We start from the raw sequence: 21,449 nt of genomic DNA, 5'->3' as shown, positions 1-21,449 counted from the left end.
AGGAAGGGCGCATAGGCTCCCTACAAGCCTGTACGCCCTTTAGGGTGTGATCTGTCAATGGATTAGATAGCGGCTTTCACTGCTTTCGCTAGCTTTTCTGCTGCTTGTTTCGGATCCGCATTGTCGTCGTTGAAGAAGTTGGTCACAACATCATAGATTGCACCTTGTGCATAGCTTGTAGTCGACAGGCCGTGTGCCATGCTCGGCACTAAATCACCGGACTGCGCACTGGCTTTGAAGGTTTCCATTGAGTCCAGAGCACATTGGTCAAATTTCGCCATATCCATATCAAGACGAACTGGAATGGAGCCTTTGTTCAGGTTAAAGACTTCCTGGAACTCTTTGGTCAGAATGGTACGAGCTAAGTCTTGCTGTGCCTTTTTGTTCTCTTCGTTGCTGAGTTCAAAGAAAGCAAAGCTATCAATGTTGAACGTAAATTGACCGTCAGTGCCTGGCGCAGGCGCACAAATGTAGTCTTTACCCGGCACTTTACCCGCCGCAGTAAATTCACCTTTCGCCCAGTCACCCATGATCTGCATAGCCGCTTCACCGTTAATCACCATCGAGGTCGCAACGTTCCAGTCACGCCCTGGTGAGTTAGCGTCAATGTAGTCGTGGATCTTCTTAAACTTGGTGAAGACTTCGACCATTTTATCGCCAGACAATACGTCCATATCTAGGTCTACAAACGCTTTGTTGTAGTCTTCACTTCCCAGCACGTCCAGTGCGACGGCTTCGAACACGGTCGCGTCTTGCCAAGGCTGTCCACCATGAGCGAGTGGGATAAAGCCGGCCGCTTTAATTTTGTCTGCCGCAGCAAAAAACTCGTCCAGCGTTGTTGGAAGTTCTACACCTGATTTTTTCAGCACTTCCGGGTTTGCCCACAGCCAGTTAACACGGTGAACGTTAACCGGTACAGCCACATACTCATCTTTGTACTTCATCACTTTAGTGACAACAGACGGTAGTAGGTCATCCCACTTTTCCTGCTTCGCCGTACTTTCCAGTGAAGTAAGGAAACCTAAGCTGCCCCACTCCTGAATATCGTGTCCTTTGATTTGAGCCGCCGATGGAGGATTGCCAGATACCGCGCGAGTTTTAAGCACGGTCATCGCTGACTCACCACCACCGCCAGCGACTGCAAAGTCTTTCCAGGTATGATTTTGTTCTTCCAGCATTTGTTTCAGAACAGCCGCAGATTTTGCTTCACCACCAGCCGTCCACCAGTGAAGCACTTCGACTTCACCCGCGTTAGCCATGTTTGCCGCAGAGAGCAGAGAAAGAGTTAGTAGGGTTTTATTTAGTTTCATTATTATCTTCCGTGTATTGGATTAGACATTCAGGTCGACGACTCGATGACCTCAAGCGTTCATACTTGAACTAAAGTCAGTCTATCCAACGAGAAAATTTTGATTGAAACAAAGCGTAACCTTAACGTAACAATCATGTTACATTAAGGTTTTAGTTGATATTAAACAAACACTTGAACACGTAACCCGCGACTAGGCAAGTTGTCAATTATGAGATCTCCGCCATGACCGTGGAGAATATAACGGCAAATTCCAAGCCCTAACCCGTGGCCCTGATCATCATCAGCCAACCGATAGTACGGCTCAAATACCATGTCGAGCTGATCTTCTGGAATGCCAGGCCCCTGATCACAAATCTCGATTTTGACCCGGCCATCAAAGTTGGTGAGGGTTATTTCCGCTTTTTCCCCATATTTCACCGCATTATCAACCAAGTTGCCGATAACGCGTTTTATCGCCAATGGCTTTGCAACGATTGATTTAATAGGACTAGGCGAAAACGTCACCCGTGTTTGTTGCTGATTATAAGGCTCAATCACGCTAGTAATGACGTCATTCAGGTCAACATTGACCGTATTTTCATGCAACTCTGTATCTCTTACGGTCTGAAGTGCCCCTTTCACCATCATTTCCAGATCATCAAGATCACGGTTAAATTTTTCACGTTTGATATCACTTTCCAGCAGCTCAGCGCGCAGCCTTAGGCGGGTAATGGGCGTTTTTAAATCGTGGGAGATTGAAGAAAACAATTGTTCCCGATCAGAAATATAATGACGAATTCGCTGCTGCATCCGATTAAATGCTCGTGTGGCGGTGACAAGCTCACTCGCGCCCTCTTCTTGTAGCGGAGCCTGCTCTACGTTCATACTCATTTCATTGGCGGCTTTTGCCAATCGCTTTAACGGCTTCACCTGCCTTTTCATCAGCAAATATGTGAGAACCAATAAAATCGTGGTAGAAAAAATCAGAAACAGGATCTGCTCTCGCTCAATTAAGGTATCGTCTAGATTGACGTAAGGGGCTGGCAGCAAAGCGGCGATATAGAGCCACTCATCTTTGGCTAGTTCGAGTTGCACAACCAACACAGGAGGATCGATTGGGCTCAACGTTAGGGTGTGATGTGCCCACGACTTGGGTAAATCGCTCAAATAGATATCGTTTTTCAGCAAACGTAAGTTTTCTGGCAAAGAGAAGTCGACCAAAATCGTGTCTACTTTTGGGAGCTTCTTTTTCAGCACCTCTTCTATCGCTTCGAGAGAAGCCAACTTAAGCGGAGTATCTTTAATTGGTTCAACAATGAGCTGCTCTCGATTAAACGACACAAAAAAGCGCGTCCCGCCCATATTACGGATCTGGTCGAGCACAATATGACGATAGCTGACAGGCAACGACTGAAAGAAGGTTACCGTTGAGGAGAACATATTCGCCATGCTTTGAGACGCATCGCGAATCCCCGCCAGTTCTTTCTGTTTTGACTCGGTATACCAAATGGTTGTTGCCACACCTTGAGCCAAAATCACCGCCAATAACGTTAAGCCTAATGTACGATTAACTAACGAGTTTGGCTTAAATCGCCTGAGAAAACGCCACCATTTATTGTTCATAACTGACTGGCACAGCGAGTAAGTAACCGTTGCCTCGCATCGTCTTTATGTAATGTGGATATTTGGTGCTTTCACCGAGACGTTGACGCAAACGGCTGAGCTGAACATCGATGCCTCGTTCAAAGGGTAACGCTTCTCGACCTCGCGTCTCTACTGAGATCGTATCTCGGTCTATTATTTGATTCGGACGTTTTAGAAAAAGCATCAACAGCGAAAAATCACTGCCGGATAAATCGTGCGATTGTTGGGTTTCTTGGTGGGTTATTCTGTGTGACAAAGTATCCAACAGCCAATCACCAAAACGAATAGGCTTGGCTGTTAAAGGGCTGACTTGCTCTTCTTTGGTCACTTTAACTCGGCGCAATACGGCTTTAATGCGCGCATTAAGATGACGCGGATTAAATGGCTTGGCGAGATAATCATCAGCGCCGATTTCTAAGCCGATGATCTGGTCGGTGTCATCTGAAACTGCGGTCAACATAATGATTGGTGTAGACGAATGCCGACGAACCGCCTGACATAAAGAAAAACCATCTTCACCGGGTAACATCACATCGAGCAAAATAAGGTCTGGGTACCCATGTTGCTCAATGTGAAGGTGCATTTGCTCACCATCATTCACGGCACTGACGATATATCCTTGTTTCGTCAGATACTCCTGTAGCAATTCACAAATTTCTTGATCATCATCTACGACCAGAATTCTAGCTGACATTCTTCCATCCAATGTATCACTTATAGTTCAGAGCAAGTGTAATCGGTACCAGAATTCATATTCAGCGACAATTTACAAATACTTTGAACCTGTCGCGGATAAATGTCACATCTTATTAACAAACCACCAAAATAAATCCCTTATGATGAGCAGCTTATTTCCATTTTTTTGCCCCACTCTGGTGGCAATTTCGCGTACTCTTCAAACTCCGGCTGAGAATCGTAAGGGTGACGCAGTAGTGCGGCCAACCGATTGACTTCACTGAAATCGCCTTCTTCGGCTTTATCTATTGCTAGTTGGGCCAAATAGTTACGAAGAATGTACTTCGGATTCGCACGACGCATTTGTTCACAACGCTGTTCTGTGGTGACTGGTCTGCCTAGCTCATCGACTTCTAACTCGCATCGTGCCAGATAAAGATCTAACCACGCTTGGGCTGCTTCACGATCAATAAACAAATCAATCACATCTTGAGGCGACTTTTTGTCTAAGTTAGATAGCGTTCTAAAAAAGCGCGTATAGTCTGTTTTGTTCTGATTGAGTAACTCAAACATAGATTCAAACAAGCGCGAATCTTCATCGATTCTGTTTTTTAAACCAAGCTTACTGCGCATCAAGCGACTAAATTGCTGGCTTAAACGAACCTCAAACTGGCCAAGTGCAGCTTCTAAATCTGTACGCTCCACCAGCGGAGATAACGCGTGTGCCAGAGCAGAGAGATTCCAAAGCGCGACTCGCGGCTGCTGGTCAAACGCATAACGCCCCTGATAGTCGGAATGATTACAGATATAGCCAGGATCGTAGTCATCCAAAAATCCAAATGGTCCATAATCGAAAGTTTGACCAAGGATAGACATGTTGTCGGTGTTCATAACGCCGTGAGCAAAGCCAAAAGCTTGCCATTTCGCAATCATGTCCGCCGTTTTCTCCACAATATTGGCAAACATCGCCGCGTATGGTTTTTCGGCTTGAGCGCTTTCAGGCAGGTGCCACTCTATGACCTTATCCGCCAACAGCTTCTGCTCTGCCAGTTGATTGGTGTAAAAGAAGTGCTCAAAGTGACCGAATCGAATATGAGTTTCCGCCATACGAATTAACATCGCGCCGTTTTCCGTTTTTTCACGGTAAACCGGCGTATCGCTGACCATCATACCCAGCGCACGGGTAGTCGGTATCCCGAGTCCTTGCATGGCTTCACTGCACAAATACTCACGAATTGTCGAACGCAGTACTGCTCTGCCATCACCCATGCGCGAATAAGGAGTAAGACCTGCACCTTTTAGGTGGATATCAAACCACGTACCATCCTGTCGCTGAATTTCAGCCAGTAACAACCCTCGACCATCGCCTAAATCCGGATTGTAAGTACCGAACTGATGCCCTGCATATTTCATCGCTAATGGACGAAATTCATCAAAGTTTGCTTGGCCAGAAAACACCTCAAGCAACGTTTCATCGGCTACAGGGGGCAAACCAAACTGCTGGGCAAAATCACCATTCCAAACCACCCATTGAGTGTTCAACAACGGTTGTGGCTCTATGAAAGTGAAAAATGCCGAAGGCAGTTGGCTGTAACGATGGGTGAAATTGACCCCTTGCCAAATGGACATATTGGGTTCCTTATCTAAAAAGACTAACTACTAGTCAGTATACGTCCGATCCCAATCACCATTCAGCCATGAATTAAACATGGGTATTTATGGCTTTTATCGCTCGAAAACAAATAAGCCACTCGAAGTGAGTGGCTTACGTCTAAAACGAGATTGGTATTAGTGACGACGTCTCCACCCTAACAGCGCAAGTAACATAAGTGACCAGTAAGCGACACTTCCGCCGCCACCTGAGCTCTTGTCGTTATTACTACTGGCTGCGACAACTTCAACGCGTATTGCACCTTTTGCTGTCGCGCCTGTACCATCAGAAATCACGTACTCCAACGTGACAGTAGCAGCGGCGCTATCTGGTGCCTGATAAGTCACCTTACCATTTTCAACATACGCAGAACCAATACCTGAAACGTTATCCACACGTTGAACCACAAGGCTGTCGCCGTTCATATCGGTGTCATTCGCCAGTACGTCGATCACAATGCGTTCATTCACCGCTACCGTCACCGCATCAGCTGAGGCAATCGGTGCGCTGTTTTGAACTTCAAGCTCGACCAAAGCGATAGATAAAGCTGCACTCACATCGGTCACCGTCAGTTGGAGTGTGAAAACGTCCCCTGCTTTAGCTCCCTTAGGAATCTCGAAACTGGCAGTCACATCACTTGGATTACTCAAAGATAGAGTATCGCCAGCAACCTGCTTCCACTGATAAGTCAAAGTGTCACCATCGGGGTCACTGCTGTTAGCGGCGGATAACGATACACGGTTCCCAGCTTTCAACTCGGTGCTAATGACATCGATAACCGCATTTGGGGCAGCATTGAACCCTATTACTTCAATCGAAACATTGACTGTAGAGGAAGCGAGTGAACCATCTGCCGACACCAAGCGGTATTGAAAGCTGTCAAATCCGACAAAGTTTTGATCAGGTTGGTACTGATTGTCTGTAATGGTTCCGTGGGCAGGCTGTTGAAATACCTCGACCTCAAACTGGTAGTCGGAAGCAACGACGTCGTTAGACATCAAGTTCAGTGACAGTATTGTGTTCTTATCCGTCTGGTAACTATCTGGCCGTGCTTCAACAATCTTGGCGTTTTCGTAGTTCAGCAATGCAGCAAACGGAACCGTTGAGAAGCTAGACTCAAGCAAACCTTCAGAATACTGCTCACTGCTCTTGCCAACCCACATCTTGGGTTGAGTTGCTTTCTCCATATCCAATAAGCGGCTAAAGTTGAAGCTTTCTTCGAATTCACCACCTTCAATTTCAACCACAATAATATGTTGACCAGCACTTAACTGTGTCGCGTGCGGAAATAGAATCCGAGATGACTTCTTGAAACTACCTTGTTGCAATAGTTCCGCATTTTGTTGATTCAATACCAAGCTATATTCATTATTACCCTCGTTAGGGAAGCGCCACACGCGAAAGGTCATATCGCGCTGTGGTGAACTTTTCTCAGCATAGATCTGTAATCCATCCAACTCTGTATCTCGACTTAAATCAAGCAGCACTGCCAGCACATTTTCATCATTTGAGAAGACGAATTCTTGATGGAAGGTGTTTAACCACGCCGATTTATTCGCGTCATTCAGTTTAGTTAGTAAAAAACTACCGCCATTTGCATTGCTAGAAATATCTGAAATCGAAACATCAGTGTCGAACCCTGTGATGACATTCAACCCTGGGTTAGAGAAATCAGAAATCTCGGTGCCGCCATTAGGGTATAAATCACCCTGATCGCTTCGTTCGCCCTTTTCCAATTCACCTCTGCCATCCGCTTGCATCACTTGAACTTGCATATCTCCCAATCCATTGAACTGATTGAGAATGTTGACAGACATGGCAAGTACACCTTCAGCAGCCAAAGCTTGGTCATAATCTTTGAAAGTTCGATTTTCTAAATACACTCGCGGACCATATTCTTTGAGGTATGGGTCAAGGTAGACCAGCTTAACTTCATCATCTGTTAATCCGTGAGGCATGTTACTTTGATGAGCAATCGTCGGTACTACAAAACCAGCGGCATGCCTGCTCCATGCAGTCATATTGACTGGCGTTTCACCAGGATAAGAATCGCCGGGCTTCATCGCCCATGAGCCTGCACCCATGACGCCCCAAGTACCGATCGATGCCTTACTGTATCGAGCGTAAAGATCAGGCAATCCGAGCATTAGGTGCCCTAGTTCATGAACGATAACTCCTAAGGTAGATTGGTGAGTTACCTGATAGTCAGCAAACAAGCAGTAGTCTTTAATAGTCGTGCCATCGATTTGAACATCGTTATGAAAGTACCTATGAGGCCAGATTGCCGGCTTGTTTAGAACTCCCGTCGAACGGTCGCCACCAGCAAACACAAACATGACCGACAACTCTGTCGCATCCACGGTGCCATCCCGATCACGATCGTAACTCGACACATCTATATATGGATCAAGCTTGCGATACGCTTCTGCGAACACAAGGTTCATTTTATCTGTACAAAGGCTATCGCTGGTACTGGCATGACAATCAGGATGACGAAGGGGTACAGTCACGTCAATCACACCATCGTTCACCGTACCGTAGCTTTCAATCGCTGGGATAACCTTATATTTCCCCAAAGAGTTCTTGTCATAGTAGTCAACGACACTTTGCCCGTTTTGATCGAAGACTCGTTGCTCAAAATCATGCTTCATAACCTGATTAGTAAACGAAACCTGGACAACTAAGAGAGGTTGCTGCGTCACTCCAGAGCTACTCATGGCGCTATAGACTAAATCTGTATCTGAAGCTGCACGTAATAGGTTCTTACGCGCCATAGGCTCCATGGTTCGTAATGAGGAAAGGTGGGGCTGGATAGATAAATCTGGTCGAGACTTGGAAGATTCGGGCGCTACAGAAGTTTGCGTTTTCTTTATACCTGTAGACACTAATTCTAGGGTGTCTGATTCACGCAAAACTTGCGCAAAAAACCACTCTCCGTCTCTCTGTATAAGTGCGTTGCCTTGCTTATCTTCAAACCAGTGAAAATCTGCGGTCCCTCTTAAAATCGCTTCGCTTGACGTTCCGTCAGTTAACTTGATTTCATGCCAGATAGGTGACGGTGGTGTGGTTGCCATGCTCTTTCCTGCCAGTAAAGCAGATAACACGGTTAACACAACTAGGTTGAATTTCAAAATACGACTCCTTCTTCTCAATTCGCTTTCAGCACGCTACATCAACGCCTCTAGTCACAGTTTCCATTGGTGAAGCTTATGCCTGCAAGTTAAGTCCGGCCGTTAATATAGATTTGTCGAATGCATGGTACAGAAAGGTGAAAACGATGGCATAAAGGTTCGAAATTTCACAAACAAATTTGCGTGGCAGACCTCGTATTTGATCCAGATGGGAGATCGCTGCTTTTTAAACAGCGATCAAAGCAAGGTTCTGATGTTTCTCTTATAAATCAACCGGTCAATACCGTATCTTCTGGGTATTTAATCAGAGTAGGTTCTGGGCGAGCTAACATATAAGCCAAAGTCAAAGGACCGATACGGCCAATGATCATCACCACGATCATGATGTATTTGCCCGGTTCCGATAGTTCTGCCGTCAGACCTGCGCTAAGGCCGACTGTGGCAAAGGCGGATATCGTCTCAAACATAACTCTATCAAACGCCGCATCCTCTGTGATCATCAATAGAAACATTGCGGTTGTCAGTATTGCTCCGCTCACCACGATAATCGCGAGCGACTTAGTGACAGTTGGCCAGTTGACGGTGCGTTTGAATATCACGACGTGTTTCTTTTGGCGTAAAAAAGTCCAGGTCGCCAAAAAAGCAACGGTAAAAGTCGACACCTTAATCCCGCCGCCTGTTGAGGTAGAACCAGCACCAATCAGCATCAGAATAATCATGATGAGTAAGGCAGGCTGAGAGAACTGAGATAAATCAACACTATTAAAACCAGCGGTACGTGCACTCGCCGACTGGAAAAATGCTGCAAGCCACTGCGCTGACAAAGGTAGCGATTCCATCGTAGTCGGATTGCTTCGCTCTAACAGCCAAAACAGTAACGTGCCCACCAACAATAGTACTGGCGTCGCAATCAGCATGATTCGGGTATGAAGATGGAAAGAGTTAAACCCTTTACGCCAGTTTAACCAGATATCCCCGACAACAGTAAAACCTAAGCCACCAAAAATGAACAATCCTGCAAGGGTAAAGATCACCAATGGATCATTCACAAATCGGGTCATGCTATCTGAGAATAGGGCAAAGCCCGCGTTATTAAATGCGGAAATTGAATGGAACAACGCGTAGAACATTCCAGTCTGCCAGCCCATTTCCGGCACCCAACGAAAAGACAGAACGATAAAACCCAGCGTCTCTGCCACTAGGGCAAATACCATGATTTTTTTAATCAGATTACGCAGGTTAACATGCCGATCCTGACCAAGCGCTTCTTTGGCCAATGCTTGCTGACGTAAACTCAACCGCATACCGAATAAATAGAGCAGTACAGCAGACAAAGTCATTTGCCCTAATCCACCAATTTGCATTAGGCACATTAAGAGAACTTTACCCGCCAACGTGAAGTGCTGACCGGTATCCACAACGCCGAGGCCCGTTACACTGATCGCAGAAGTCGCCGTAAATAAAGCATCGGTGATTGATAATCCGCTGACAGAAAAGACGGGAAGCGTGAGAAGTATCGCAGAGGGCAATAGCACTCCGAGAAAACTCATTAGGATAATCCGAGGCTCGCTGCCCTTCTCTTTTGTCCTTTGGCTATCTGGGACGTAAAATAAGCCTTTTTGGTGAAAATGCATCATAGTGACTTCAATGTGCGGGCCAGTTTTTCCTCTGGGCCAACCACAATCATAAGGTCGCCAATTTCTAAGGTCACATCCATGCTGGGCGCTTTAGTGATCTCCGGCCCACGTTTAAAGCCAAGAACTTGCACACCTTCAACCTGACATAGAGACAGCTCGCCTAGCTTTTTGCCCATCCAGCGAGAACCAATCACAAACTCGGTCATTGCCAAGTCGCTGCCTAATGGATGGAAATCGAGCACTCGCCTGTCGAGCATTTTACGTGCAACGCGAATCCCCATGTCGCGTTCTGGCATGATGACATGATCAGCACCAATTTTTTGCAGGACTCTGGCCTGAAAGCGGTCGTTCGCTTTTACCCAAATCGATCTTACCCCTGCTTCTTTCGCAATCAAGGTGGCAAGAATACTGGCGTTAACGTCGGTACCAATCGCAATCATCACCATATCGTAATCATCGAGTTTTAGCTCAGCGACCGTCTCTTCGTGGGTACAGTTTGCAACGATAGCCTGACTCACAAACCCAGCGACTTCTCTTACTTTTTCTTCGTCAATATCTACTGCTAAAACTTGAGAGCCCGCATCTTGCAGCTCTTTACATACAGCCAAACCAAATCGACCAAGGCCGATAACAGCGAATTGCTTATCACCTTTTTTCATTTATGCCTCTTTTATGCATTTAGTAGCAAGAGAAAAAGTCTGCGCCTATTTTTTCCCCTGTGCAAACCAGACGACAGAAAATTAACCAAAGCCTTACCAAGCTTAGGTTACAAATGTTAAGCGTATGACATGATTTGTTTTTTTTCATCATTATGCTTAACAAAAGATAGATATCTAAAGATCAAGAATATAAAAAAAGCCGCATTAAAATGCGGCTTACTATCAAGAGGTATTTACCCTGTTATCAATCTCTCGTCTGACGTTTATCAGATTGCGAACGGTCTTCCTGAGGTTTGCGCTTATTCTTTGGCACATAGTTAAGAATAGAAATTGGTACTGGTTTTCTTGGTGCAAATCCGTCAATTTCAACACGCTCAAGCAAGTGGCCTAATCGGCTTTCAATCATGCATAAGTTTTTGAAGTCGTCCTTTGATACCAGTGAAATAGCTTCACCTTGCGCACCAGCACGACCTGTACGTCCAATTCGGTGTACGTATTCATCCGCCGGGTAAGGTAAGTCGTAGTTAATAACCACTGGCAGATTATCGATATCGATACCGCGAGCCGCAACGCCTGTCGCGACCAGGTACTGGATCTCCCCGGCTTTAAACTGCTCAATCAGCTCCTGACGCACACGCTGATTACGCCCACTGTGGAACGCTTCCGCAACAATGCCACGCTTCTCCAGCTGGCTAACCAATTTCGCAGCGCCGTGTTTGGTTTCGATAAATATCAGAACTTGTGACCAGTCATTCTCTTTTAGCATGTGGCTCAGTAACGACGATTTCATGTCTTTATCGACGGTTGTAATCCACTGCTTAATGTTTGATTTAGAAGCACTATGTTTCGCAATCGTAATCTCTTCAGGATCGACAATCGCATTCTTGGCTAAGTCACGAACTGGGTTAGAAAGCGTGGCGGAAAACAGCAGGCTTTGCACATCGTCTGGCATGCAATCAACGATTTTATCTATTGCATCGATAAAGCCCATATCCAGCATCTTGTCTGCTTCATCTAAGACCAGCATTTCTACTTCATCAAAGTGAATCGAGCGTTGACCGTACAGATCAATCAGACGACCCGGCGTACTGACAACAATGTCCACACCCTCGATCAATGCTTGCTTCTGCGGTGCGTATTCAACGCCACCAAACATCGCCATTGAGCGTAATGGCAGGTTCTTACCGTAGGCTTCAATGCTTTGGTGTACCTGAAGCGCTAGCTCACGCGTTGGCGTAAGAATGATGGCACGCGCACGTTTTTTACGCTGCGTTTCACCCTGACTGAGCTTCTCTAAGATAGGTAATACAAAGCTGGCTGTTTTACCGGTACCGGTTTGCGCTGCTGCGATCAAGTTACGCCCGCGCAGTACAATCGGAATGGCTTTTTGCTGAATAGAAGTCGGTTTTTCATAACCTAGCGCCATCACTGCATCAGTGATTGGCGCGCTTAAACCAAGCTTAGAAAATGGCATAGAAACGTCTCAACGGAGGAAATGGGCGCGTAGTGTATCAGTAACAGAGTGATTAATCAGCTTAGCTGTACTGAGAAGTTCTACCCTTTAAATAAAACATAAGCTTAGCAAGAAAACGGGATTTATCCGCTACTTCACATTTACTCAGCCGGAATCTCGCTATGCTACTAACGTGTGGATGATTGGAAGGCTTCATGGATATTTTATTGCTAGTAGGATTGATAGGTTTAATTACGCTCAATGGCGTCTTTGCGATGTCGGAAATTGCATTGGTCGCAGCCAAAACAAGCCGTCTAAAAACGATGGCAGAAAACAGCAAACGCGCAACACTGGCTTTGGAACTCAAGAATAATCCGACACAGTTTTTATCAACGATCCAAATCGGCATCACTGTAATTGGTCTACTAAGCGGCATCTTTGGCGAAGCCACACTCTCCGTTCCTTTAGGACAATGGTTAGTGAGTCAGGGTGTGGAAAAAGAGATTGCCAACTTTGTAGCCACGTTTAGTGTGGTTCTGTTGATCACATACTTCGCCATTGTAATAGGTGAATTGGTTCCCAAACGTATCGCGCAAAATAATGCAGAAATGATTGCCATCAATGTGGCTTACCCAATTCATTGGTTAGCCAACTTAGCCCGACCATTTGTTTTTCTTTTGACCTTTACCACCGATACCTTGCTCAGGATACTGGGACAAAATGAGAGTAAAAGTGAGGTCGTCACAGAAGAGGATATCGTCGCCATCGTCAGCGAAGGTTCCGAATCTGGCGCTATTGAGCCTCAGGAACAATTGATGATCCAAAATCTTCTCCATCTTAACGATCGCCTTGCACTCTCGTTAATGACGCCTCGCTCTGAAATTCATTATCTCGACGCCACACTGCCCATTGACGCAACCCTCAAAAGCCTTCAACAAACCCAGCACTCGGTTTGGCCAATATGCAAAGGCGGACTGGATAACATCATCGGTACGATTTCGTCTAAAGTGCTGTTGGATGAATATGACAAGCTCTCGATTGAACGGCTTAATAAACGTCTAAAGCAACCGCGTTTTGTACCCGAATCGATGAAAGGACTGCCTTTACTGAACTATATGCAACAAACCAGTACCGAGATGGTATTTATCGTCGACGAATATGGTGATGTTCAAGGATTAGTAACCTTCTATGACTTACTCAAGTCAATCGCCGGAGAGCTGGGTATGGAGCCTCAGCACATATGGGCCAAACAGCAAAAAGACGGCAGTTGGTTGATGGACGCACTCATCCCATTAAATGAACTCAAAAACAAACTCCAGCTGAGCAACATTGAAGGAGAAGAAAGCGAAGGTTTTCAGACCCTAAACGGCTTCCTTACTTGGTTAATAGATCGTGTGCCTGCTCAAGGAGAAATCATCGAGTACCAGAACTGGCGATTTGAAGTACTGCTGATGAAAAGTAACCGCATCGTGCAGGTTAAAGCATCCCAACAAGTGCCTGCGGAAACACACGAAGAGCCTGAGACTTAGAAGTAAGCGGAATAAAAAACGCCTCCAGTGGGAGGCGTTCTTTATTGATGTGAAGTCTACTGAATTAGAACAAGTAAGTTGCACTTACGTATGCGCTGCGGCCTTTCTCTGAGTAACCGTAGTAGTCATCTTCGTCATCCAGCTCAACGTCAAAGATGTTGTTCAGACCCGCTTTCAGGTTCACTTGCTGGAGGTCATAAGAAACGCCCAGACCAACCAATGTGTAGCCGTCCACAGTTTTATCTTCGCTACTTAGATTTGTGATCACCTGCTTACCGATGTAGTTGACGCGAGCAAAAGTCGTCAACGAGTCGAATACTTGCCAGTTCACATCCAAGTTTGCTAAGTGTTCAGGCGTATCTGTTAGCTTTTCGCCAGAGCTCTTATCCTCTGCATCCGTGTATGTGTAGTTCGCTGACAAATTGATGTTCTTAGTAATGTCATACCAAGCTTCCAGCTCTATACCTTTGATTTCTGCTCGGCCAATGTTTTGGTAAGTGATGATTGGCATGGTGCCATCCATACCTACCGCAGTACTGGTGTCTCGCTCGATTTTGTTCTTCAGCTTAGAGTAGTAGTAGGTCAAGCCCAGACCTAGCGAGTCCGTCTCGTAAGCGAGGCCCGCTTCATAGCTTTCTGACTCTTCTGGTTTCAAATCATCATTACCGGTTAACCAGCAGCGGTTACCACAACTGATCACACGAACTTGGTCGCTACTCTCCATCATACCCGGAGCACGGAAGCCACCGCCACCGCCCGCTTTTGCAACAAATTCATCGGTAAAACTGTAGACTGCATAAGCACGTGGGCTGAAGTGACTGCCGTAGACCTCATGAAAATCTTCACGGCCACCGAGCGTCAGCGCCAGTTTGTCCAAATCGAACTCACTCTGCAGGAACACTGCACCTTGGTGGTAGTCAATATCACCAGAAGGAATGTCGCGACTGTTGGTCAGTTCTGAGGTACGGAATTCGCCACCAAATACCCACTCGTGGCTGTCTCGCCATAAACCAGACAGTTTGAAATCGGCGTAATTATTCTGCAACTCAACGTCCGCCGAGCCATTGGTGTACGCGGTACTGCCGTCATTCAAATCCATGGTTTCGCCGTACAGACGAGCTTGAGAGTCAAACCCTGACCAATTACCTTCATGCGTTAAACCGTAATTCCAGCGCGTAGAATCCTGAGTATTGGTTTGGTCTCCGGAACGAGGGTGCACCCACTCGGCTTTTCGTTCGTCCTTGGTGTACGTTACATCGGCAATCAGCTTTTGCTCGTCTGTCAGTTGCCATGACATTTCACCAAACACGTTTGTGGTATCTTTTTTCTCCAAAGCATCGTAATCAGGCGTCGCATCGGTGCGCCATGGATCACGAGTCGAGCTTTCAACGATGATGCTACCTGCCAGTTCTGGCGTCAGTTCGCCACTTGCGTAAGCATGGCCTTTCCAGCCATCGCCGCCGTTACCTTCTAGCAAACTTTCATATTCAAGCCCTAGCGAGCCAGCCATCTCTTCTGTTGGTGTTTTTAGAATCACGTTCACTACGCCACCCATCGCCTCTGAGCCGTACAGAGAAGAAACCGGGCCGCGCACCACTTCGATACGTTCAATTGCCGTCAAAGGAATCGTCGATAGATCAAAGTCGTTACCACGAATTAATGCATCTTGAGAATTGATACGACGGCCATTAATCAGGATCAGAGTATGCTTTGACTCAAGACCACGAATACGAATGGTGTTACGACCGTACGCGGCGCTGCTTAAAACACTAACGCCTGTAGCACTACGTACTGCTTCAGAGATGTCTTTCACTGGCATCTTTGCGATGTCTTCCGCAGTAATAACCGACACAGATGCAGGAGCAGTAAGCTCAGAATGTTGAGTTAATGACGCGGTAACAACCACGCGTTCCATTTCTGGATTTTCATTCTGCTGCGCTGCATTAGCTTGACCGCTAAAAGCAGTCACTACTGCTGCGGCCAAAATGGAAGGCATAAACGAAGGCTTTTTCACTTGAGTATTCACTGCATATCCTTATATCTATTTTTTGTATTAATTAGGCTCGCCAACTTTAATAAATAACTGTATAAATAGCAATAATTATCAGTTGCATTATCATTTGTATATTTTTGGTTGGTTTTTGCTGTGAATAACAAGAGTTTGAAAAGTATTAAGTTAGATGAAATTCTATCCCCTGATTGCTTCCACTTTGGGACAACCAATCCACTGATTCAGATGATGAAAGCCGCTCCAGATATGTACGCCAAAGCAGGCTTACCTTTAGAAGAGGAACATATCCAGAAATCAGTACCCAAACGGCAGGGAGAATTTAGAGCTGGGCGTCACGCCGCACGTGCCGCAATCAGAAAACTGACTTCAGACAATGCTTTTGCGGATCAATCACCCATTTTGATTGGCGCATCTAGAGAACCCGTTTTCCCTAACACTGTTAGCGGCAGTATTAGTCATACAGATTCCCTGTGTTTGGCGGCGTGTGCGGTTAAAAATGATGTGCCAAGTATTGGGATTGATGTTGAAAACAATCAAAATCTTGCCGCTCACCTCCTTCCTGCGATTTACACACCCAATGAACAACATCGCCTACAGAAATCAGACACCATCCCAAACATTCTTATCTTCAGTATCAAAGAGAGTTTATTCAAATGTCTGTTTCCATTCGTGAGGGTATATTTCGACTTTTTAGATGCCGAAATTGCGCTGCACCCCGAGACAGCAAACAGCGGACAGTTTCAGTTTGAGTTGATTGGAGATAACCGAAGGGATCTCCAATCCGCCCTGCCAGATTTAACGTTTCACGGTTATTATTGCTTTACCGAACAAACCGTTTTCTCGCTGTGCTTTTTTACTCCTTGAATTACCAAGAGTCCCTATTCAATCACCTTTTGAATTACCACTCTCTGGCGCTGATTCACAAGCGGTAGCCTCTTCTTTAGCTGCGCTTTCCACTTCTGGGGAATTTCAACGCCAGCCGCACTCAACTGCCGGGTTTGTGGGCCTAAATACCAGTAAGCATCCACCAACTGATCAACGGGTGTCTCAGAGTAAGGATTCACCGTAGGTTTGTTAGGAACCAGATTGGCGAAGTTCATCTGGCTAAACCTTGGCTGTTGGGTGGAATAGATACCCAATTCCAGCGAGTCTTGTTCAAGCGTTGTCGGCAACATATGTGGCCATACCGAAACGTATTGGACACCAAATCTCTGTGCGGCTAACACCCCAAAAGGATGATGGCGAGTTGAGCCAAATGTAGGAGAACGTTTGAGAATATGCCTTGCGCCGACGAGTACGACCACACCTTTGTCATTTTGGCGCTTGATGACTTCAATACCTTCAACCAGAGCCTGGTCTCGCTCTGCATTAAGCTGGGCAAGCTGTGACGGATGACGAAGTTCTTGCCAATCGAACGGAGGCTCGGTCAGTACAACTTTGATAGGAGTGTTACGCTGTGCGTTTGCTTGCTTTAAGCGTCGGAAAAACTCGCCATAGCAAGGGTGCATCCAGGCAGGAAAAGCGATGGAATCTAGCCAGACTGCAGCCAGCTCATCATCAGAAATGTCACCTCCTGACAGATAATCATCCAACATTTTTTGATGCTTGGCGTTACCAAACTCGACAAACAGATGAGTAAACACACCATCCAGTTCTGTCGAAAGCAACACCTGCGTCATTTGCTCAAAAAGGTCCGCATACCAGTGGGCTTCACCAATAGCCAAAACAGAGCCAGACTCCAGTTTGCCTTTGAAGAAAGTCAGAGGGGAAATGCTCCCCTCCCACTTATTCTCTGGTAACAACGGATGACCAGAATTAAACATCGAATTTCGCTCTCAGTTCTTCAACCATTCGGGTTCCAATCAGACGTAACATGTCTGGTCGCATCATATCGCGGTGAATACAATCAACATCCACGACATTGATTTCACCATCCATGTAATTAAACCAACCATTGCGATCCAAGAATGACTCTTCTGGTGGCTTCTCAGCATTGAAGAACAACATATCACCCTGATAACGATAATCTACCGAATCTCGTACGCGATGGTTGTTGTTGATCACCACTTCGATCATCGCAGATATGGTCTCGGAGCTCAGGTGAGCCATCGACGATCCCGCATCTTGTAAGATGTCGATAACTTCTGGCTTAGTAATGCTGCTATGCGCTGATTCATCAAACTCAACGCCCGCCATTCGAATCAATGCCCCCAGAGCTTGCTCTTCGCCAGGTGGATTCATGGTCTGCCACTGCTCTGTAGGGTAGGAATCAAGCAAAGTAAGTAAACCGACTTCTTGTCCCTGCTGTTGCAGGATACCCGCCATCAAGTGCGCAATCATGCCACCAATAGACCAGCCAAGTAGATGGTAAGGACCGAAAGGCTGTTCTTCACGGATAGCAGCGACATAATCTTCTGCCATCTCCTTCATCGTTTTCGGCAAAGGCGCAGAAAGATCGCCAAGGTTACGAGCCTGCACACCATATAGAGGAATGTTAGATGGAATAATTGGCGTCAGCGCCGCATAACACCAGCTTAGACCACCTGCAGGGTGAACACAGAATATGGCGGCTTTACCCTCGCGTTTACGCAGTGGCAACAGCATATTAAGCGCTTCATCACTTTCGCTACCATTCAGTTTGGCTGCAATGCCAGCGACGGTCGGAGACTCAAAGACTGCTGCCAGCGATAGTTCGATTCCCATGATCTCTTTAACATGCGCAATAAGCTGCGCCGCTAACAGAGAGTGTCCGCCAAGCTCAAAGAAGTTATCTTCAACGCCTACCGCAGGCAGCTCAAGTAACTGACAGAACAGCTTACACAAGCGTTCTTCGACTAAGTTACTCGGTCCTTTTGTTCCGACCTGACCAGACAAATCGGGTTTTGGCAGCGCATTACGGTCAAGCTTGCCATTTGGTGTCAGCGGGAACGTATCTAACTCAACAAAATAGCTCGGTACCATGTATTCAGGCAGAGGATCAGCAAGATACTTCTGTAACTGCGCAACATCGATAGGTTGCTCAGTACCTTCAGCTGTCACGTAGGCTACCAGACGTTTATCGCCATCGCTGTATTCTTGAGCCAACACCGCCACTTGCGCCACATTAGGATGGCTGGCTAAGGCATTTTCGATCTCCTCCAGCTCGATTCGGAAACCACGAATTTTGACCTGAAAATCACTGCGACCACAGTATTCTATCGCCCCATCTTCACGCCAGCGAGCCAGATCGCCCGATAAATACATTCTGCTTCCTGTTGGACCAAGCGGGTTTTCAATAAATCGCTCTGCCGTCAGTTCTGGCTGGCCATGATACCCGATAGCAAGCTGACGACCTGCAATGTAAAGATGACCAACTACGCCCGGTGGTACTGGGTTAAGCGCATCATCCAGAATATAGATTTGCGTGTTCCAAACCGGGCGACCTATTGGGGTCGAGCTGCCTTGCGCATTAGCTTCACTCGGCCAGTAAGTCACATCGACGGCTGCCTCTGTTGGGCCATATAAATTATGCAGCGGAGCATCGAAAGATTGGTAATATTGGTTCACTAACTCAATCGGCAAGGCTTCCCCACTACAAAATACCTGACGCAAACTTTCGCATCGCTGGGCATCCGCCTGTTGAACAAAAATCTGCAGCATCGAAGGAACAAAATGTAATGTGGTGATCTTTTGACTATGAATGAGTTCCTGCAGATAAACCGGATCTTTGTGTCCGTCTGGTTTTGCAACCACCAAACAAGAGCCGACGATCATTGGCCAGAAGAATTCCCACACTGACACATCAAAGCCCGCAGGTGTTTTTTGCAACACGCGATCATTGGCATCAATCGGATATTGATCGTGCATCCATAGCAATCGGTTCACGATAGCATCATGGCTCACCACCACGCCTTTTGGCTTACCAGTCGAGCCGGAGGTATAAATCATATAAGCCGGCGAATGTGGTTCTGGCTGAACTTGGGGTGGTAACGGCTCTACATTCTTATAAATAGCAGGAAGTGTTTCATCATCGACAAGTTTACTCTCGCACTCGTGTGGCAACTTGGATTGTAATGCCGAAGTCGAGAACACGAGCTTAGGTGCAGAAGATTCCAGCATGTAATGAATGCGACCTTCTGGGTAGTCAGGGTCAATCGGCACATACACCGCACCGGCAGCGAGAATGGCTTGCTGTACAACGATTAACTCTTCACTTCGCGGTACACAAACAGCAATGCGATCTCCTGCTTCCACACCTTGGGCAAACAGCCAGTTCATCAAAGAGTAGACCTTTCGACTTAAATGCTCATAGGTGAGTGTTTGATTCTCAAAAATCAGTGCAGGAGCATGAGGCGTCAAGATTCGTTGTCTTGCCATCAAGGCTGATAAGGAGGTTTCTGGAACAGAATGAGCGGTATCGTTCCAAGTATTGATCACTTTTTCTCGTTCACCAGCAAGCAAAATGCTGACATCACTGATCTTACACTGACTCGCACCCTGCTCACGAGCAGCAGCAAAAAAGTCACTCATAAAATGGAACAGACGCTGCTGGTGTTCTTGAATTTCACGCTCTGAATAAAGCTCGGGGTTGGCATCCATATCCACATGCAATTCGCCGCCAAGCTCATAACAATACAGAGAAATGTCATCCACGGGCCCTGCTGAAAGGTTATGTGCCTTAGAATTTAGCTCTCCAAACTTATGCTCATACTCAAACGGCATAATGTTCACCAGCGGACCAAACAGGTTACGGTTGTCTTTGACCAGATTAAGTTCTCGGTGCAACTCTTCATAACGGTAGCCTTGATGACGACGTACAGAAGAGAACTCTTGGTTGACCTGCTTGACCAAGGTTTTGATATCCAGCCCGTCATCAAAGCTGACTCGTACTGGCAGAATATTCACTCGCATTGCTGGCGTTTGAATTGCCACGGAGCCCAACCGCCCCATGAGTGGCACACCAAGCACCACTTCCTTCGAGCGAGTCATACGATGAACGTATGCTGCAATAGAGGCGATAAGAACACTGTACCAGTGTGTACGGCACTGCTTCGCCAATAATTCCATCTGCTGAAAATCGCTGACTGGCATCACACCCTTGAGGCGCAGAAAGTGATCGGAAGTGACCGTTGGCTGACCTGCTAAGTTGACCGTGTCTGAGTGGTCTGCATAGCGCTGTAAGTAAAAGGCGCGATCGTTTTGATACTTCTCTGAGGCTTTGTAGTTGTTGTCTTCTGTAAGCATCGCTTGCTGATCAACAAACTCAACCTTATCAAATGGTTTGCCTTTGATAAGTTGGCTGTAAATATGCGCGACTCGGGACACAATTAATGACATGCTGTAACCATCAATTGCGATATGGTGCAGTGATAAAAACCAAACGAATTTGTCTTCCGTTAGCTTAAGCAGCGCCATAGAAAACAGTGGCCCCTGCTCTAGGTTGACGGGTGCTTTCAATTGCACTTTCATCCAGTCAATCGCGGCATTCAAAGGTTCTGATTCAGAAGAAAAATCAAAGCGGTCCACTTGCCAAGGCTGTCGCTCTATCACCATGCGAGGCCCTTCGGTTGTCGTGACAAATTTGGCGTGCAATGAGTCAACTTCTTCAATTGCGGCTTTGACTGCCTCGACGAAACACGGCTCATCTACCGCACCGTCAATCAGTAGATATTCGCCCGTCTTATATATTGGGTTTTCTGGATCTCGAAGCTGCGCAAACCAAATCCCTGCTTGCGCATCCGTTAGCGGTAGCAACTGCTCCGCCGTATAAGGTAAATCGTACATTTCCG

The 21,449-nt window shown here is 46.5% G+C and carries 13 protein-coding genes; 2 read left to right on the top strand and 11 right to left on the bottom strand.

The window, feature by feature from the left end; all coding sequences use genetic code 11:
- Nucleotides 1-62: 62 nt before the first annotated feature.
- The 8 genes from L9Q40_RS00800 to L9Q40_RS00765 all read right to left on the bottom strand — a co-directional run bounded on the left by L9Q40_RS00800 (nt 63) and on the right by L9Q40_RS00765 (nt 12,162).
- Nucleotides 63-1,310 (bottom strand): ABC transporter substrate-binding protein, encoded by a 1,248-nt coding sequence (locus L9Q40_RS00800; RefSeq protein WP_498791683.1) that lies wholly within the window; start codon nt 1,308-1,310, stop codon nt 63-65.
- A 161-nt stretch (nt 1,311-1,471) separates the two neighbouring features.
- On the bottom strand, nt 1,472-2,914 hold the full coding sequence (locus L9Q40_RS00795) for an ATP-binding protein (RefSeq protein WP_498791682.1): 1,443 nt from the start codon (nt 2,912-2,914) through the stop codon (nt 1,472-1,474).
- A complete protein-coding gene (locus tag L9Q40_RS00790) occupies nt 2,904-3,629 on the bottom strand; it encodes a response regulator (RefSeq protein WP_020336132.1) in 726 nt (241 codons plus the stop codon). The genes L9Q40_RS00795 and L9Q40_RS00790 overlap by 11 nt, the downstream gene beginning before the upstream one ends.
- Before the next feature lie 140 nt (nt 3,630-3,769).
- A complete protein-coding gene (locus tag L9Q40_RS00785) occupies nt 3,770-5,239 on the bottom strand; it encodes a protein adenylyltransferase SelO (RefSeq protein ID WP_498791681.1) in 1,470 nt (489 codons plus the stop codon).
- A gap of 159 nt (nt 5,240-5,398) precedes the next feature.
- Nucleotides 5,399-8,392, bottom strand: a complete 2,994-nt coding sequence (locus L9Q40_RS00780) for a M6 family metalloprotease domain-containing protein (protein WP_498791680.1) — start codon at nt 8,390-8,392, stop codon at nt 5,399-5,401.
- Nucleotides 8,393-8,661: 269 nt separating this feature from the next.
- Complete coding sequence (locus tag L9Q40_RS00775; protein ID WP_239948908.1) at nt 8,662-10,029, bottom strand: TrkH family potassium uptake protein; 1,368 nt, start codon at nt 10,027-10,029, stop codon at nt 8,662-8,664.
- A complete protein-coding gene (locus L9Q40_RS00770; RefSeq protein ID WP_014231202.1) occupies nt 10,026-10,688 on the bottom strand; it encodes a potassium channel family protein in 663 nt (220 codons plus the stop codon). Before L9Q40_RS00770 ends, L9Q40_RS00775 begins: the two co-directional genes overlap by 4 nt.
- A 244-nt stretch (nt 10,689-10,932) precedes the next feature.
- A complete protein-coding gene (locus L9Q40_RS00765; RefSeq protein ID WP_498791679.1) occupies nt 10,933-12,162 on the bottom strand; it encodes a DEAD/DEAH box helicase in 1,230 nt (409 codons plus the stop codon).
- 194 nt (nt 12,163-12,356) lie between these two features.
- On the opposite strand from L9Q40_RS00765, the gene L9Q40_RS00760 reads away from it, so the two are divergent.
- Complete coding sequence (locus L9Q40_RS00760) at nt 12,357-13,670, top strand: hemolysin family protein (RefSeq protein ID WP_239948904.1); 1,314 nt, start codon at nt 12,357-12,359, stop codon at nt 13,668-13,670.
- Nucleotides 13,671-13,734: 64 nt separating this feature from the next.
- Here L9Q40_RS00760 and L9Q40_RS00755 read toward each other — a convergent pair whose 3' ends face one another.
- Entirely contained in the window at nt 13,735-15,696 is a 1,962-nt protein-coding gene (locus L9Q40_RS00755) for a TonB-dependent receptor plug domain-containing protein (protein ID WP_330471227.1), read from the bottom strand.
- A 120-nt stretch (nt 15,697-15,816) separates the two neighbouring features.
- Between L9Q40_RS00755 and L9Q40_RS00750 the strand changes: the two genes are divergently transcribed.
- Nucleotides 15,817-16,545, top strand: a complete 729-nt coding sequence (locus L9Q40_RS00750; protein ID WP_498791678.1) for a 4'-phosphopantetheinyl transferase family protein — start codon at nt 15,817-15,819, stop codon at nt 16,543-16,545.
- A 14-nt stretch (nt 16,546-16,559) separates the two neighbouring features.
- On the opposite strand, the gene L9Q40_RS00745 is transcribed toward L9Q40_RS00750, so the two are convergent.
- Together L9Q40_RS00745 and L9Q40_RS00740 are read right to left on the bottom strand one after the other, a co-directional pair.
- Complete coding sequence (locus L9Q40_RS00745) at nt 16,560-17,504, bottom strand: hypothetical protein (RefSeq protein WP_498791677.1); 945 nt, start codon at nt 17,502-17,504, stop codon at nt 16,560-16,562.
- Nucleotides 17,497-21,444, bottom strand: a complete 3,948-nt coding sequence (locus L9Q40_RS00740) for an enterobactin synthase subunit F (protein ID WP_498791676.1) — start codon at nt 21,442-21,444, stop codon at nt 17,497-17,499. Before L9Q40_RS00740 ends, L9Q40_RS00745 begins: the two co-directional genes overlap by 8 nt.
- Between the last annotated feature and the right edge of the window lie 5 nt (nt 21,445-21,449).

The sequence above is a fragment of the Allocatenococcus thiocycli genome, from assembly GCF_921292965.1.
In the GTDB taxonomy this organism is placed as follows: Bacteria; Pseudomonadota; Gammaproteobacteria; order Enterobacterales; family Vibrionaceae; genus Vibrio; species Vibrio natriegens.
The sequence above is the reverse complement of the archived record's forward strand: the minus strand, read 5'-3'. Positions and strand labels throughout refer to the sequence as shown.

What these genes read in the sequence shown, in the direction of transcription:
- L9Q40_RS00740 (WP_498791676.1), bottom strand. Translation starts at nt 21,444, where the DNA reads ATGTACGATTTACCTTATACGGCGGAGCAGTTGCTACCGCTAACGGAT.
- L9Q40_RS00790 (WP_020336132.1), bottom strand. Translation starts at nt 3,629, where the DNA reads ATGTCAGCTAGAATTCTGGTCGTAGATGATGATCAAGAAATTTGTGAA.
- L9Q40_RS00785 (WP_498791681.1), bottom strand. Translation starts at nt 5,239, where the DNA reads ATGTCCATTTGGCAAGGGGTCAATTTCACCCATCGTTACAGCCAACTG.
- L9Q40_RS00795 (WP_498791682.1), bottom strand. Translation starts at nt 2,914, where the DNA reads ATGAACAATAAATGGTGGCGTTTTCTCAGGCGATTTAAGCCAAACTCG.
- L9Q40_RS00800 (WP_498791683.1), bottom strand. Translation starts at nt 1,310, where the DNA reads ATGAAACTAAATAAAACCCTACTAACTCTTTCTCTGCTCTCTGCGGCA.
- L9Q40_RS00770 (WP_014231202.1), bottom strand. Translation starts at nt 10,688, where the DNA reads ATGAAAAAAGGTGATAAGCAATTCGCTGTTATCGGCCTTGGTCGATTT.
- L9Q40_RS00765 (WP_498791679.1), bottom strand. Translation starts at nt 12,162, where the DNA reads ATGCCATTTTCTAAGCTTGGTTTAAGCGCGCCAATCACTGATGCAGTG.
- L9Q40_RS00775 (WP_239948908.1), bottom strand. Translation starts at nt 10,029, where the DNA reads ATGATGCATTTTCACCAAAAAGGCTTATTTTACGTCCCAGATAGCCAA.
- L9Q40_RS00745 (WP_498791677.1), bottom strand. Translation starts at nt 17,504, where the DNA reads ATGTTTAATTCTGGTCATCCGTTGTTACCAGAGAATAAGTGGGAGGGG.
- L9Q40_RS00760 (WP_239948904.1), top strand. Translation starts at nt 12,357, where the DNA reads ATGGATATTTTATTGCTAGTAGGATTGATAGGTTTAATTACGCTCAAT.